The organism is Pseudomonas quebecensis, from assembly GCF_026410085.1.
In the GTDB taxonomy this organism is placed as follows: domain Bacteria; phylum Pseudomonadota; class Gammaproteobacteria; order Pseudomonadales; family Pseudomonadaceae; genus Aquipseudomonas; species Aquipseudomonas quebecensis.
In genome coordinates this window covers 496,163-510,470 of the sequence record NZ_CP112866.1, presented here as the reverse complement: position 1 = coordinate 510,470, position 14,308 = coordinate 496,163, and the positions used below count along the sequence as shown (strand labels likewise).

At 62.6% G+C, this 14,308-nt stretch carries 14 protein-coding genes; 8 read left to right on the top strand and 6 right to left on the bottom strand.

All coding sequences use genetic code 11. The annotated features are described in order from the left end of the window. Nucleotides 1-74 precede the first annotated feature (74 nt). Together OSC50_RS02470 and OSC50_RS02465 are read left to right on the top strand one after the other, a co-directional pair. Nucleotides 75-494, top strand: coding sequence for a polyribonucleotide nucleotidyltransferase (locus OSC50_RS02470; protein WP_266246896.1), 420 nt, complete (start codon nucleotides 75-77; stop codon nucleotides 492-494). Between the two features lie 9 nt (nucleotides 495-503). Then, a complete protein-coding gene (locus OSC50_RS02465; protein WP_181079819.1) occupies nucleotides 504-1,397 on the top strand; it encodes a cation diffusion facilitator family transporter in 894 nt (297 codons plus the stop codon). On the opposite strand, the gene OSC50_RS02460 is transcribed toward OSC50_RS02465, so the two are convergent. Further along, the gene (locus OSC50_RS02460) at nucleotides 1,394-2,419 is read right to left on the bottom strand and encodes a DUF6515 family protein (protein ID WP_266246898.1); all 1,026 of its coding nucleotides are present in this window, start codon (nucleotides 2,417-2,419) and stop codon (nucleotides 1,394-1,396) included. The genes OSC50_RS02465 and OSC50_RS02460 overlap by 4 nt on opposite strands. Nucleotides 2,420-2,835: 416 nt before the next feature. On the opposite strand from OSC50_RS02460, the gene OSC50_RS02455 reads away from it, so the two are divergent. Both OSC50_RS02455 and OSC50_RS02450 read left to right on the top strand, forming a co-directional pair. Further along, a complete protein-coding gene (locus tag OSC50_RS02455; protein WP_003194418.1) occupies nucleotides 2,836-3,315 on the top strand; it encodes an Lrp/AsnC family transcriptional regulator in 480 nt (159 codons plus the stop codon). A gap of 135 nt (nucleotides 3,316-3,450) precedes the next feature. After that, nucleotides 3,451-3,660 carry a DUF2788 domain-containing protein gene (locus OSC50_RS02450; RefSeq protein WP_025999909.1) on the top strand — a complete coding sequence of 70 codons (210 nt, stop codon included), beginning with the start codon at nucleotides 3,451-3,453 and terminating at the stop codon, nucleotides 3,658-3,660. Here OSC50_RS02450 and OSC50_RS02445 read toward each other — a convergent pair. The 4 genes from OSC50_RS02445 to OSC50_RS02430 form a co-directional block, all read right to left on the bottom strand. Beyond that, entirely contained in the window at nucleotides 3,655-4,290 is a 636-nt protein-coding gene (locus OSC50_RS02445) for a pseudouridine synthase (RefSeq protein ID WP_258197689.1), read from the bottom strand. The genes OSC50_RS02450 and OSC50_RS02445 overlap by 6 nt on opposite strands. Nucleotides 4,291-4,361: 71 nt before the next feature. Further along, on the bottom strand, nucleotides 4,362-5,834 hold the full coding sequence (gene amn, locus OSC50_RS02440; protein ID WP_266247527.1) for an AMP nucleosidase: 1,473 nt from the start codon (nucleotides 5,832-5,834) through the stop codon (nucleotides 4,362-4,364). Nucleotides 5,835-5,953: 119 nt separating this feature from the next. Then, a complete protein-coding gene (locus OSC50_RS02435; RefSeq protein WP_266246901.1) occupies nucleotides 5,954-7,609 on the bottom strand; it encodes an acyl-CoA dehydrogenase family protein in 1,656 nt (551 codons plus the stop codon). Nucleotides 7,610-7,678: 69 nt separating this feature from the next. Then, complete coding sequence (locus OSC50_RS02430) at nucleotides 7,679-10,069, bottom strand: hybrid sensor histidine kinase/response regulator (RefSeq protein ID WP_266246903.1); 2,391 nt, start codon at nucleotides 10,067-10,069, stop codon at nucleotides 7,679-7,681. A 276-nt stretch (nucleotides 10,070-10,345) separates the two neighbouring features. On the opposite strand from OSC50_RS02430, the gene OSC50_RS02425 reads away from it, so the two are divergent. From OSC50_RS02425 to OSC50_RS02410, 4 genes are all read left to right on the top strand, one after another. Further along, complete coding sequence (locus OSC50_RS02425) at nucleotides 10,346-11,143, top strand: hydroxymethylpyrimidine/phosphomethylpyrimidine kinase (RefSeq protein WP_181079824.1); 798 nt, start codon at nucleotides 10,346-10,348, stop codon at nucleotides 11,141-11,143. A 32-nt stretch (nucleotides 11,144-11,175) separates the two neighbouring features. Beyond that, on the top strand, nucleotides 11,176-11,805 hold the full coding sequence (gene thiE, locus OSC50_RS02420) for a thiamine phosphate synthase (protein WP_266246905.1): 630 nt from the start codon (nucleotides 11,176-11,178) through the stop codon (nucleotides 11,803-11,805). An 11-nt stretch (nucleotides 11,806-11,816) separates the two neighbouring features. Next, a complete protein-coding gene (gene hemL / locus OSC50_RS02415) occupies nucleotides 11,817-13,100 on the top strand; it encodes a glutamate-1-semialdehyde 2,1-aminomutase (protein ID WP_253509543.1) in 1,284 nt (427 codons plus the stop codon). 226 nt (nucleotides 13,101-13,326) lie between these two features. Further along, nucleotides 13,327-13,881, top strand: coding sequence for a tetratricopeptide repeat protein (locus OSC50_RS02410; protein ID WP_181079827.1), 555 nt, complete (start codon nucleotides 13,327-13,329; stop codon nucleotides 13,879-13,881). A gap of 66 nt (nucleotides 13,882-13,947) precedes the next feature. Here OSC50_RS02410 and OSC50_RS02405 read toward each other — a convergent pair whose 3' ends face one another. Next, complete coding sequence (locus tag OSC50_RS02405) at nucleotides 13,948-14,274, bottom strand: DUF1820 family protein (protein ID WP_003236992.1); 327 nt, start codon at nucleotides 14,272-14,274, stop codon at nucleotides 13,948-13,950. Nucleotides 14,275-14,308 lie beyond the last annotated feature (34 nt).

The window sequence follows — 14,308 nt, the reverse complement described above, 5'->3', positions numbered from 1 at the left end:
ACTGCCGGATGCCGACGCTGGTCTCAAGGCCGGTGTTATATAGTCGCGTATCAACCCTGTTGAGGAGATTGTCCATGCGTATCGCTTCCCGTGTCATCGGCGGTGTTTTAGCCGTCACCCTGCTCAGCCAATTGACCGCCTGCGGCTCGATTTTCTACCCCGACCGCCGCGGCCAGATCGACGGCAAGATCGACCCGACCATCGCTGTGCTTGATGCCGTGGGCCTGCTGTTTTATGTGATCCCTGGCCTGATCGCGTTTGGCGTCGACTTCGCCACGGGCGCGATCTATTTCGAGCCGGGCAAGACTGCCCAGGTCGCCCCGGAAAAACTCCACGAAGCCGTCGGCGCCGACGGCCAGGTCGACAACGCCAAGCTGCAAAGCATCATTCAGAAAGAAACCGGCCGCAGCCTGCCGCTGGACGACCCGCGCCTGATCCAGTTCAAGGGCAGCGTGCAACAACTCGCCGCCCTTGGCCTGCAACCCGCCGCCTAAGGACAGCCCATGACCAGCAGTCCCGAACACGCCCGGCTGTTGCGCCTGGCCACTCGCGCCTCGGTTGCGGTGGCCTGTGTACTGATCATCACCAAGGCCATCGCCTGGTGGTTCAGCGGCTCGGTGAGCATGCTTGCCGGCTTGACCGACTCGCTGCTGGACGGGGTGACGTCGCTGCTCAATCTGCTCGCCGTGCATTACGCGCTGCGACCGGCCGATGACGATCACCGTTACGGGCATGGCAAGGCGGAGTCGTTGGCCGGCATGGCCCAGGCGTTATTTATCGGCGGCAGTGCGGTGTTGATCGCACTGCAGGCCTATGAGCGCCTGCAGCATCCGGAACCGGTGGGCGCGCCATGGCTGAGCATCGGCGTGATTGTGTTCTCCCTGTTGCTGACCGTGGCCCTGCTGATGCTGCAACACCGGGTGGTCCGTGAAACCGGCTCCAACGCCGTGCGCGCCGACTCGCTGCACTATCGCTCGGACCTGCTGCTCAACGGCAGCATCCTGCTGGCGCTGGTGCTGGCCGCCATGGGGTTGCATCAGGTGGATGCCTGGTTCGGCCTGGGGATCGCCGCCTACATTTTGTGGAGTGCCATCCATATCGCCCGGGAAAGCTTTGCGGTGCTGATGGACGAAGAACTGCCGCCCGACGTCAGCCAGCACATGCTGGAGCTGGCCCGTGGCGTGCCCGGTGTGCTGGGCGCCCATGACCTGCGCACGCGGGTATCGGGCAACCATTGGTTCGTGCAATTGCACCTGGAACTGCCGGGGGACCTGACCTTGTCAGTGGCCCATGACATCAGCGACCAGGCCGCCGATGCCATTCACGCCGCCTACCCGCGCGCCGAAGTGCTGGTACACGCCGACCCGCAGGAAGTGGTTACAGGCGCCAAGGTCTAGTACTGCACCTGATACCCGCGACTGCTCAGGCAGTTGCCCTGGGCCTGGCGATAGGCCTGCACCACCGCCGGGTCGGGTGCATAGGTGACGGCCTGAGGGTCGAAGCCGCTTTGCTGCACCGCCCAGCGATAACAGTCATAACCATCCTGTTGCACCTGGGCCGGTGATTGGCCATTGGCGGGATAGGCCACCACGTCATAACCATTGCCCTGGGGCGCAGGCTGCGGCGCGGGAACCGCCGCCGGCGGCTGCACCACCACGTATTGCTGAGTGCTTTCTTCGTAGGCGTAATAGGCGCCGGCGGCGAGGAACAGCAGCGAGCCGCCGACCCACACTTCGCGCGCATAGTCCGGCAGGTAATGCACGCGGATGCCATAAGGCGGCGCAACCACGACATAGCGCGGGCCCTGGGGGCGATACCAGTAACCGCCGGAGAAGAAGTAGTCCTGGCCACGATACGGCACGCGGTAATTGCGGTCGGGGAAGCGGTCCACCACATAACCCGGACGGTACTGCGGGCCTGCGCCCCAGCCATTGCCATGGCCGTCGGGGCGCCCTGGCCAACGATGGTCATCCGGACGCCCGTTGTAGCCGGGACGCGAACCGGGGCCGCCGGCTTCCCAATGTGGGTTGCCATCGTTGCGCCGGGGGATATCACGGTAGTAACCCTGGCGCGGTTCCTGGGTCTGGCGCACGGTATCGGGCCGGCCCTGGATCGGCAGATTATTCGGCGGTGGCGCCGGCCGCTCCGGTTCGTTGCTCTGCGGCCGCGCCTGCCATTGACCACCGCCATTCGGGCCGCCGCGGTCAAAATGCTCGTTCTGCGGACGCGGTTGAGGGTTCTCGGGACGCGGCGGACTATTCTCCGGCCGCCGCCCGCCCTCCGGGCCGCGCTCATGCTGCCCACCTCCCTGCGGCCCTTGGCCTTCGCGAGGTGCGTTATCGCGCTCGTCGGCCAATACCTGCGCGCCGACACCGACCACCAGCAAACCAACACCTGCCAAACGCCAGATGCGCTTCATGCTTTTCCTCACTGCGATTCGGGGCTTGAACATGAGACTGGGAAAGCCTCGCCCGGTTCTGAGACAGGTTATCAGTCACGAGAACAATTTTCTTAAGGCAAAAGAAAAGGGGCGACCCGTCGGCCACCCCTTGAGAATTTCGTCCTGGCTCAACGCTTTTGACGTTGGCTCACCTCACGCCGTCTTGTGGACAGTGTGCAGCCTGGAGGCCGGCTCAACCCTGCTGGGGCGGCGGCCGCAGCGGGCCTGATTGGGCGAGCTGCAGTGGACTGTTGTCCAGGCGGTGATTCTGTTGCTAACGATACGCGCCAGCACCCGACAGATGATTGCGAAGATTGCGTCAATAAACAGTGCTTGCGCAATTTTTAACCCTTCATAGATAATTCGCCGCAATAGTTACGACAAAGGCCAACCCAATGAGCAAGCTTGACCGATATGACCTGAGTATTCTGGCGGAATTGCAGCGTGACGCGCGGATCTCCAACCAGGAGTTGGCTGAACGGATTGGCCTGTCGCCATCGCCGTGCTCGCGCCGGGTCAAGCAATTGGAAGACGACGGCTACATCGCCCGCCAGGTCGCCCTGCTCGACCGCAAGATGCTTGGCCTGAGCCTGACCGCCTACGTGCTGATCGGCATGGACCGCCACACCCCCGAGCGTTTCGAAAACTTCGAGGCGGCCATCCGCACCCTGCCCCAGGTACTGGAATGCAGCCTGGTCACCGGCATGGATGCGGACTATCAGCTGAAAGTGGTGGTGCCGGACATGGACCATTATCAGAAACTGTTGCTGGGGCATTTGACCCGCATTGAAGGCGTGACCAGCGTGCGTTCAAGCTTTGTACTCAACCAGGTGCTCAACAGCACGGAGCTGCCACTGACCCACCTACGCACCTAAGGTCAATGAAGATCAAATGTGGGAGGGGGCAAGCCCTCTCCCACATTTTGATTGCACTTCGACCCAGGTCAATGTTGCGCTTGTGACACTGCCCTATACTCGCCGCCTGCCCCGTTGGAAGAGCCCATGAACAACATCGACCCCGCCCTGTTTGAAGAATGGATGATGACCGGCCTGGTCACGATTCTGATCATTTTCATGGGCTTTATCGTCTGGGACCTGGCGAAGAAGTCCAAGGCCGGACGCTTTGGTTCGTTCATCCTGTTTTTCGTGCTGGGCCTGGGCGTGGCCGCTTTCATCATCAAGAGCGTGGTGATTGGCCTGATCGAATCCGGCGCTTTATAAACGCGCCGGCACTTCTTTCCACTGGCCTTGGTCCAGGCCATCGATTGTCCAATCGCCAATGCGCACCCGCACCAGCCGCAAGGTCGGCAGGCCCACAGCGGCGGTCATGCGTCGGACCTGACGGTTGCGCCCCTCTCGAATCACCAATTCAAGCCAATACGTCGGAATGTTTTTGCGAAAGCGTACCGGTGGGTTGCGCGGCCATAACGCGGGCTCGTCCAAACGCCGGGCCTCGGCGGGCAAGGTTTTGCCGTCGTTGAGTTCTACCCCCTCGCGCAGGCGTTGCAGCAATTGTTCCGTGGGTTCGCCCTCCACCTGCACCCAGTAGGTTTTCGCCAGCTTGTGCTTAGGGTCGGCAATGCGCGCCTGCAACTGGCCATCGTTGGTCAGCAGCAGCAAGCCTTCGCTGTCACGGTCCAGACGGCCCGCCGGGTAGATGCCGGGAATGTCGATGAAGTCCTTGAGCGTCGCGCGCCCGCCTTCGTCGCTGAACTGGGTCAGCACATCGAATGGTTTATTGAACAGGATCAGCTTCGGCTCGGCTGGCGGCGCCTTGGCGACGCGACGCGCAGCGGAATACGGAGGTTTCACGCCAGGGCGGCGCGAATCGGGGCGAGTGGGACGAGACATGGCGGAACAACATCTAACGGTCAGGGCCGACAATGCTAGTGGCCTGACCGTTAAATGACCATCCCAACCGCTTAGCGGAACGGCGGCTCGTCGAAGCTGCGCAGTTTGCGCGAGTGCAGCGAGTTGAGTTCGTTGCGCAGCAGGTCCACCGCTTCGATGCCGATCTTCAAGTGCTGGCTCACCGCGCGTTCATAGAACGCGTTAGCCGAGCCGGGCAATTTGATTTCACTGTGCAGCGGCTTGTCAGACACGCACAGCAACGTGCCGTAAGGCACCCGCAAGCGATAGCCCTGGGCGGCGATGGTGCCGCTTTCCATGTCCACCGCCACGGCGCGGGACAGGTTGATCAATGGGCGTTCCTGGGCCCAACGCAACTCCCAGTTGCGGTCGTCGTAGGTCAGCACGGTGCCGGTGCGCAGGCGTTTTTTCAGCTGTTCGCCTTTTTCGCCCGTCACGTGGGCCGCAGCTTGCTGGAGCGCCAGTTGCACTTCAGCCAGGGCCGGGATCGGAATATTCGGCGGCACCACACGGTCGAGAATGCCATCGCGACGCATGTAGGCGTGGGCCAGGACATAGTCGCCGATGGTCTGGGATTGGCGCAGGCCGCCGCAGTGGCCGATCATCAACCAGCAATGCGGACGCAGCACGGCCAGGTGATCGGTGATGTTCTTGGCGTTGGACGGGCCGACGCCGATGTTGACCAGGGTCACGCCGTGACCATCGCTGGCCTGCAGGTGATAAGCCGGCATCTGGTAGCGGTGCCAGACCACACCCGCCGCGATGGCCGAGGCTTCGCCGTGGTCCATGCTCTTGTCGATGACCACGTTGCCCGGCAACACCATGCGGACAAAACGCGGGTCGCTGCGCAACTGCTCCAGGCCATGCAGGATGAACTGGTCGACGTAGCGGTGGTAGTTGGTCAGCAGGATCCAGGGTTGAACATGGCGCCAGTCGCTGCCGGTGTAATGCACCAGCCGGCGCAGGGAAAAGTCCACGCGCGCCGCATCGAACAGCGCCAGGGGCAGCGGGTCGGTGTTTTCCCAGTCATACAGGCCGTCGGCAATGCCGTCGGTGGCGGCCGACAGGTCGGTGCTGGGGAATACCCGCGCGAGGGTGGCGGCGCTCACGCCGGAGCCGGCGAGTTCATCGCCCTGTTCGACCACGTATGGGTAAGGAATATTCTGCTGGCTCACGCCCACTTCCACCGTCACGGTGAAGTCGTGCATCAGCGGCACCAGTTGCTCCAGCAGGTACTTACGGAACGCCGCAGGATGGGTAACGGTCACGCTGTAGGTGCCCGGCAGTTGCACCTTGGCATAAGCGCGGGTGGTCTGTGGGACTTCGCCGTGGCAGTGGTAGGTCAGGCGCAGTTCCGGGTAGCGAAACAGAGCACGCTGTTCGGCATCGGGTTCGACGCGGTCCTTGAGGTATTGCTTGAGGGCCTGATTGAGCGCGCCGGTAGCCCGCTCATGCAGAGCCGCCAGCCGGTCCACGGCTTCTTCGGCGGTTTTAACGACAACAAAAGCTTCGGTCACGGTAAGCATCCTGTGTTCTGACATGCAGGCCTGTATCTTGCCTGCATCCCAGCCGCACCGAAACAGTGGCGTTGGAAAGCGCTCAATAATGTGGGAGAGGGCTTGCCCCTCCCACCTTTGAACCGCGCTTATTCAGAAACAGAAGGCGTTGAGCGGGCGACGATAGCCGCCACATCCACGCCACGCGGCAAGGCGCCATAAGCGCGGCCGGAGGAATCGCTCAAGCGGCTGGCGATAAAGCCATCGCTGACCGCGGCATGACCCGCCTCCAACAAGAGCTTGGCCTGCAATGCCACGGCAATGTCCTCGGTCAACTGCCGCGCCCGGTACTGGATGTCCTGGGTGTCCATGAAGGCGGATTTCAACGCTTCGATATGCCGCGCCAGCCGCTTGTCGCCGTGCCCGTCGCCCAGTTCGACAAACAGCGCCTCCAGCACCCCCGGCTCTTTGGACAACGCTCGCAACACATCCAGGCATTGCACATTGCCGGAACCTTCCCACGTAGAATTCACCGGCGCCTCACGGTAAAGGCGCGGCAGGATGCTGTCCTCCACATAGCCGGCACCGCCCATGCATTCGGCAGCCTCGTTGATCATGGCCGGCGCGCGCTTGCAGATCCAGTACTTGCCCACAGCCGTGACCAGCCGTGCGAATTTGCTTTCGCGCTCGTCATCCAAGTGATCCAACGCTCGTCCCATGCGCATGCTCAAGGCCAGCGCGGCCTCGCTTTCCAGCGCCAGATCGCCCAGCACGTTTTGCATCAATGGTTGCTCGCTGAGCACGCGCCCGCTTACCGAGCGATGGGCGCAATGATGACTGGCCTGGGTCAGCGCCTGGCGCATCAAGGCGCTGGAACCGACCATGCAATCGAAGCGAGTCATGGCGACCATTTCGATAATGGTCGGCACGCCACGCCCTTCTTCGCCGACCATCCACGCCAGGGCGCCGCGAAACTCTACTTCGCTGGAAGCGTTGGAGCAGTTGCCGAGCTTGTTTTTCAGGCGCTGGATGTAGAACTCATTGCGTGTATCACCAGGGCGGTGCCGGGGCAGCAGGAAACAGGTCAGGCCTTTGTCGGTCTGCGCCAGCGTGAGGAACGCATCGCACATCGGCGCGGAGCAGAACCACTTGTGGCCCACCAGCTCATACGCCTGCCCGGGGCCGCCCGCGCCCACCGGATAGGCGCGGGTGGTGTTGGCGCGCACGTCGGTGCCGCCTTGCTTCTCGGTCATCGCCATACCGATGGTGGCGCCGGCCTTGTGGGCGATGCCCACATTACGCGGGTCGTAGTGAGTGCTGAGGATTTTCGGCAGCCAGGCCTTGGCCAGGTCCGGCTGCAACCGCAGTGCCGGCACGCAGGCAAAGGTCATGGTCAACGGGCAACCGCTGCCGGCCTCGGCCTGGCTGTGCAGGTAGGTCATGGCGGCGCGGGCCACATGGGCGCCGGCCTGCGGGTGCGCCCACGGCAACGACGGCAGGCCGTGCTCCACGGCGGTGCGCATGAGCTCGTGATAGGCCGGATGAAACTCCACCAGATCAATGCGATGTCCGTAACGGTCATGAGTGTTGAACACCGGCTTATGCTGATTGGCCAGGAACCCGGCCGCCATCAACGGCCCGCCGGCCAGCGCGCCATAGGCATCGATGCGCGGTTGCGCCCAACCGGCACCGAAACGACGCGACCACTCTTGCAGGGGCAAGTCGATGCGGTACAGGTTGACACCGTCCAGGGAGGGCGGCTGGTTGGTCACGTCGTGGGTTTCGGCAAATTGATGCAGGTTCATCACGGGCGTCCTGGAAAAAGGCCACGTTCGGTTAGGGCCGGTTTTTTCAGTTAAGCACCGCTGCTGCGCTTAAAAAAGTGGCATACGCGCCGAATACCCGGCGCTTTCGCCCTCGGCCGCGCCCAGCACCCAGCGCTGCATCACCGCCTGAAGCGCGTCAAAGCGCACCGGCTTGACTATGCGTTCGGTCACCCCGATCCCCAGGCAACGCTCGCGCTCGGGCGCGGTCAGCGACGTGCTCAAGGCGATCACGGGCAGTTCCGCGCAACCGGGCAAGGCACGGATCTGACAACACAACGAGAATTCACCGTCAGGCATATCCAACACCACCGCCTCGACACATCGCGCCTGCAACGCCTCCAACGCCGCCGGGCCGCTGCCTACCGTTTTAACCCGGTAGCCGAGCTTGAGCAGCATGCCGCGCACCGCCAACTGGCCGACACTGTTGTCATCCACCAGCAACACCGTGCAGTCCTGCGGTGCGCGCTGCCCGGCCAGGGCAGGCCTGGACTCGGACGGCATCTGGCGCACCTCCATCTCCAATTGGAAACGACTGCCCTTGTGGGGTTCGGAATGATGGGTAAGGCGCCCGCCGACCAGTTCGATCAACTGCCGACAGATCGCCAGCCCGATGCCCATGCCGCCGTACTCTCGGGTGCTCGAACCGTCCAGCTGGAAGAAACGCTGGTACAACGTGGCCCCGTCAAGGGAGGCAAAGCCGATGCCGGTGTCGGTCACGATAAAGCTCAGGCGCACGCTGCCGTCGCTGTGGGGCACGCCCACCACCCGCACGCGCACGGAGCCTTCGTGGGTGAATTTGAACGCGTTGTCCAGCAGGCAATCCAGGCACTGGATGAGTTTGTCGACGTCGCCCTCCAGGCGGTCCGGCAGTTCATCGGCGACGTCGATGGAAAACGCCAGGCCCTTGGCCAGGGCGCTGGCATTGAATTGCTGGCGCAGGCTGTCGAGTACCCCACGCAGGCTGAACACGCGGTGCTGGGCGCTCAGGCGTCCGGCCTGCAATTCGGTGAGGGTGAGAATGCCGTTGACCATGCGCATCATGTCCCGCGCGGAACCGGCGGCGGTTTGATGGTATTGCGCCAGGTCGTGGGTCAGAGGCACTGTCTGCATCAGCTCCAGAGAGCCGATCACACCGTTCATCGGCGTGCGCAGTTCGTGGGTCAGGGTGGCGAGAAATTCATCCTTGAGCCGGTTGCTGCGGGCCAGTTGCGAGTTGAGCACTTCGAGTTTCTGGCTGGCATCGAACAGAATCTGCGCCTGCTGCTCGCGCATCGCGTTGATGCGGTCGGCCAGGGCCAGCGACAGCAGCGCCACCTCGATTGCCGAGCCGATCTGGCTGGCATACATGGTCAGGAACACATTAGGCAGATAGCCCAGCACCATCAGGGTGTTGACCACCCCACCCAGCAGGAACGCCGACCAGGCGATGATGAAATAGCGCGCAACGCGCTGGCCGCAATACCAGGCCTTGATGGCGGCGACAAAGATACTCACGGTAAACACTAACGCCAGGCCCGTGGCCAGACGCAGTGCCAGCGCGTAGCTGGCCATCAACGACAGCAGCATGACCACGGCGCCGCACGCCACCAGCGCCAGCAGCACGCGGTTGATCCAGCGACTGTGCTGGGCAGTGTGCAGGAAACTGCGCGCAAACAGGCTGCCGAACAATGCCGACGCACCGATCAGAAATGGCGTCGCGGCATTTGTCCACCAAGGGTTGTTCGGCCAGAAATATTCCACCGCCGCGCCGTTCACCGACAGTTGGTACATGCCGAACGAAGCGATATAGAAGATGTAGTACAGGTAGCTGGTGTCGCGCACGCTCAGGTAGATGAACAGGTTATAGACCAGCATCCCCAGCAGCACGCCATAGATCAGGCCCAGCACATACAGACGCAGCGGCTGCTGCTCCAGGTACGCGGTACTGGACCAGAGGGTCAGCGGCGCCTGGATCGAACCTTCGCTCTGCAGGCGCAGGTAAACGGTCTTGGCCTCGCCTGGGGTGAAATCCAGTTTGAACAGGTAATTATTCTGACGAATCTCGCGGCTGGCAAACGGCAGTGCATCCCCGGTGCGCCTGGCCAGACGATAACCGCCCTGGCCGTCGGGCAGGTACAGGTCGAGGTGGTCCAACGGCGGGTACGCCAGCTCCAGCAGCCAGGTGCGCTGAGCCTCGGTGTCGTGGGGTAAATAATGCAGATTGAGCTTGAGCCAGAACACCGAACGCGAGTAGCCGGCGTTGAGGGTGTCTTTATCGTGAGGTTTGAATTGCACGGCCGCGGACGGCGCGCTGACCTCGGCAATGGTAAGGCTGTTGGACGGGTCTTCGAGCACTTGCAAGGCTCGGCCCAGGGGCAGGCTTCGGGTGTCCTGGTTGAACTCGATGGCGCCGGCGAGCATGGGCAGCCCGCACAACAATAGAATCAGCAAATAGCGCATAGAGCCCCAGCGTGGCATGTCCGGTTATGGCAAAGGCCCCCCATTCCTTTTGAGAAGACGTACACCGGCGGTACAGATAAGTTGTTTGGATTCACTCTAGCATAGCCGTTGCAGGCCATTGGACACCATTGAAATAATTTTTTGAAAGGCTCTAGGACAAGGCTTTCAGCATGGTTTTTTGGCCGTTAAAGCCGCGCAAGCGCGAAGCCTTCAGAGTGAAATTCAAGCACTGCCCGAAGGCCACGCAAAAAGCGTTTGGTGGTAAGCTCGCCCACCATGAATATCTACAGCTCTCGCCCTGTTGTCCTCTGTCTCTCCGGCCATGATCCCAGTGGTGGCGCCGGCCTGCAGGCAGATATCGAAGCCCTGCTCGCCCAGGGTTGTCATGCCGCTGCGGCCGTTACCGCGCTGACCGTGCAAAACACAGTCAACGTCAGCGACTTCCGCGTGCTCGACCGCGAGTGGGTGCTGGCCCAGGCCAACGCCGTGCTCAGCGACTCCGAGGTGGCCGCGGTCAAGCTAGGCATGCTCGGCTCCACCGCGATGGTCGACACCGTGGTCGAGCTGCTGCAGGCGCACCCGCACCTGCCGGTGGTCTGCGACCCGGTGCTGCGTGCCGGCGGCGGCGGCAGCCTGGGCAAGGATGAAGTGGGCTACGCCATGCGGGAGCGGCTGTTGCCTCTGTCGCTGATTGCCACGCCGAACCTGCCCGAGGCCCGCATCCTCGCTGAACTGCCCGAAGGCACGGCGGACGAGTGCGCCGACAAGCTGCTGCCGTTTATCCAGCACCTGTTGATTACCGGTGGGCATGGCGACGAGCATGAAGTGCACAATCGCCTGTATAGCCGCGACGGCACGCGCCAGACCTTCACCTGTCAGCGCCTGCCGGGCAGCTATCACGGTTCGGGTTGCACCCTGGCCAGTGCGCTGGCCGGGCGTATCGCCCAGGGCGAAGGCCTGGCCAGCGCCGTGCAATCGGCCCTCAACTACACTTGGCGCACGCTGCGTGATGCTGAACAACTCGGCCAGGGCCAGTTCGTTCCGCGCCGGCTGCCGCTGGATTTCTGCTCGTAGGCGCCTGCTCGCCACTTCAAGGGACATGCCCGATGAAATTACGTGGCCTTTATGCCATTACCGACAGCCAACTGTTGGCCGGCAAATTCCTCGCTTACGTCGAAGCGGCGCTGGACGGCGGCGTGACGCTGCTGCAGTACCGCGACAAAAGTAACGATGAAGCGCGCCGCCTGCGCGAAGCTCAAACGCTGCGGGAACTGTGCTCGCGCTACAAAACCCAATTAATCATCAACGACGATGCCGAACTGGCCGCGCGCCTGGGCGTCGGTGTGCATCTGGGCCAGACCGATGGCCCGCTCCCCCCGGCCCGCGCACTGCTCGGTCCCAAAGCCATCATCGGCGCCACTTGCCACAGCCAGATCGAACTGGCCGAGCAGGCCGCCAGGGAAGGCGCCAGCTATGTCGCCTTCGGCCGCTTCTTCAACTCCAACACCAAGCCCGGTGCGCCGGCCGCCACCCTGCAAATGCTCGCCGATGCGCGCAAGCGCCTGCACCTGCCGATCTGTGCGATCGGCGGCGTCACCCTCGAGAACGCCGAGCCGCTGGTGGCGCACGGTGCCGACCTGCTCGCGGTGGTCCATGGCCTGTTCGGCGCCGACAGCACCCAGGAAGTGACGCGCCGCGCCCGCGCCTTCAGCGACCTTCTTAAATCTTCAGTGTAGAGAGCCCGTTTATGTCCCGTTCCGAAACCCTGTTTGCCAATGCCCAGAAACACATCCCCGGCGGTGTGAACTCCCCCGTGCGTGCATTCAAAAGCGTGGGCGGCACGCCGTTGTTTTTCAAGCATGCCGAAGGCGCCTACGTCACCGACGAAGATGACAAGCGCTACGTGGACTACGTGGGTTCCTGGGGCCCGATGATCCTCGGTCACAGCCACCCGGACGTGCTGGACGCGGTACGCAGGCAGTTGGAACACGGCCTGTCCTATGGCGCACCGACCGCCATGGAAACCGAGATGGCTGATCTGGTGTGTTCGATCGTGCCGTCGATGCAGATGGTGCGCATGGTCAGCTCCGGCACCGAAGCCACGATGAGTGCGATTCGCCTGGCCCGCGGCTTCACCGGTCGCGACAGCATCATCAAGTTTGAAGGCTGCTACCACGGCCATTCCGATAGCCTGCTGGTCAAGGCTGGTTCCGGCGCGCTGACCCAAGGCGTACCGAGCTCGGCCGGTGTGCCGGCGGCGTTCGCCAAACACACCCTGACCCTGCCGTTCAACGATATCGCCGCCGTCGAGCAGATGCTCAGCGAAGTGGGCCAGGACGTGGCCTGCATCATCGTCGAGCCGGTGGCCGGCAACATGAATTGCGTACCGCCGGCCCCGGGTTTCCTCGAAGGCCTGCGCGCGCAGTGCGACAAACATGGCGTGGTGCTGATCTTCGACGAAGTGATGACCGGTTTCCGCGTAGCCTTAGGCGGCGCCCAGGCGCACTACGGCGTCACACCGGACCTGAGCACCTTTGGCAAGATCATCGGCGGCGGCATGCCGGTGGGCTGCTTCGGCGGCAAGCGCGAGATCATGCAACACATCGCGCCGCTGGGGCCGGTGTACCAGGCTGGCACATTGTCGGGTAACCCGCTGGCCATGGCCGCCGGCCTCACAACCCTGCGGTTGATCAGCCGTCCGGGCTTCCACGCCGAACTCACCGACTACACCACCCGCCTGCTGGACGGTCTGCAACAGCGCGCCGATGCCGCCGGTATCCCATTCGTCACCACCCAGGCCGGCGGCATGTTCGGCCTGTACTTCAGCGGCGCCGACGATATCGTCACCTTCGACGACGTGATGGGCAGCGATGCGGACCTGTTCAAACGCTTCTTCCACCTGATGCTTGAAGGCGGCGTGTACCTGGCGCCGAGCGCGTTTGAAGCCGGTTTCACCTCGATCGCCCATGGCGACGCTGAGCTGAAACTGACCCTGGACGCCGCTGAACGCGCCTTTGCCGCGCTGAAATAAACGGCCGTATCTACCAGGCGCCACCCACGTGGCGCCTGGCTGGGCGCTTTGCTTACAGATATTTCCGGCTTTTTCGCAAGAAATCATCCGCAATCCAGCAGATAACTTGCCCAACCAGCAGAAAAACGAGTAAAGACTTTGTAAGCAGGGGCCTGCTTATTTCATAATGCGCGCTTATTGGATCCCGCGAGGGTCCGCGCGCCCCGTCAGAGGTAAGTCGATTCCCATGAAACGCACCGGCCGCACCCTGGTTCTGGGCTGCCTGTTGCTCCTTCAGCCGCTGCTGGCACATGCACAAGCAGGCGGCAACTCGTTGTTAATCCCAGCGATGGGTCGCTGCACCCTCAATACCCAGCCAGACACCCAGGCCGAAGCCCTGAGCGCGTGCCAGAAACAGGCTGACGAGGGCGATGCCCAGGCGCAATACGAGTTGGGCGCGTATTACCACGACAGCAAAAACCCAGCCCAGGACCTCAACAAAGCCTTGAGTTACTTCGAGAAAGCCTCGTTGCAAGGTCACGCGCAGGCGCAATTCGAGCTGGGCAACATGTACATGCGCGGTGAAGGGGTGCCGGTCAATAACGTCCAGGCGTACATCGTATTGAAGATGGCGGCGGTGAACGGCGCCGAAGACGCACTGGACACGGCCGACGAGGTCGCCGAGCACATGAAGCGCGATGAGCTGGAAGTGGCGACCCAGGTGCTGGGCCAGATCTTCCGCAAGTACCTGCTGGAATTGCAAAGCGCCGACGGACGTTCGCCGTTCTCACCCCTGCCCTGACCCTGCGTTGCATCTGACGGCCACTTAGCGGGCAAGCCCGCGAAGGGCACGACGCACTCTAACGCTCTACTTCTCAGGCATCGGCATCGGAAACGGCATGACGTTGCTCACGCCTCGCGCTTCGCTGATCTTCGGCGTGCCCAGGCGCTCGACTTCATCAATGCGCACAATCGAGTGCATCGGCACGAAACTGCGCACCACGCCTTCGAATTGCGCCTTGAGTTTCTCCTCGCCCGGGTCGACGACCAACTGGGTGCGCTCGCCAAAGACGAACTCTTCCACCTCCAGGAACCCCCACAGATCACTTTGATAGATCTGCTTGGCGTACATTTCGAACACCTGGCCCTGGTTGAGGAAAATCACCTTGTAGATTGGAGCTTCACGTTTGGTCATGGTGGGCGAACAACACATCGGGGATATAAAAGAG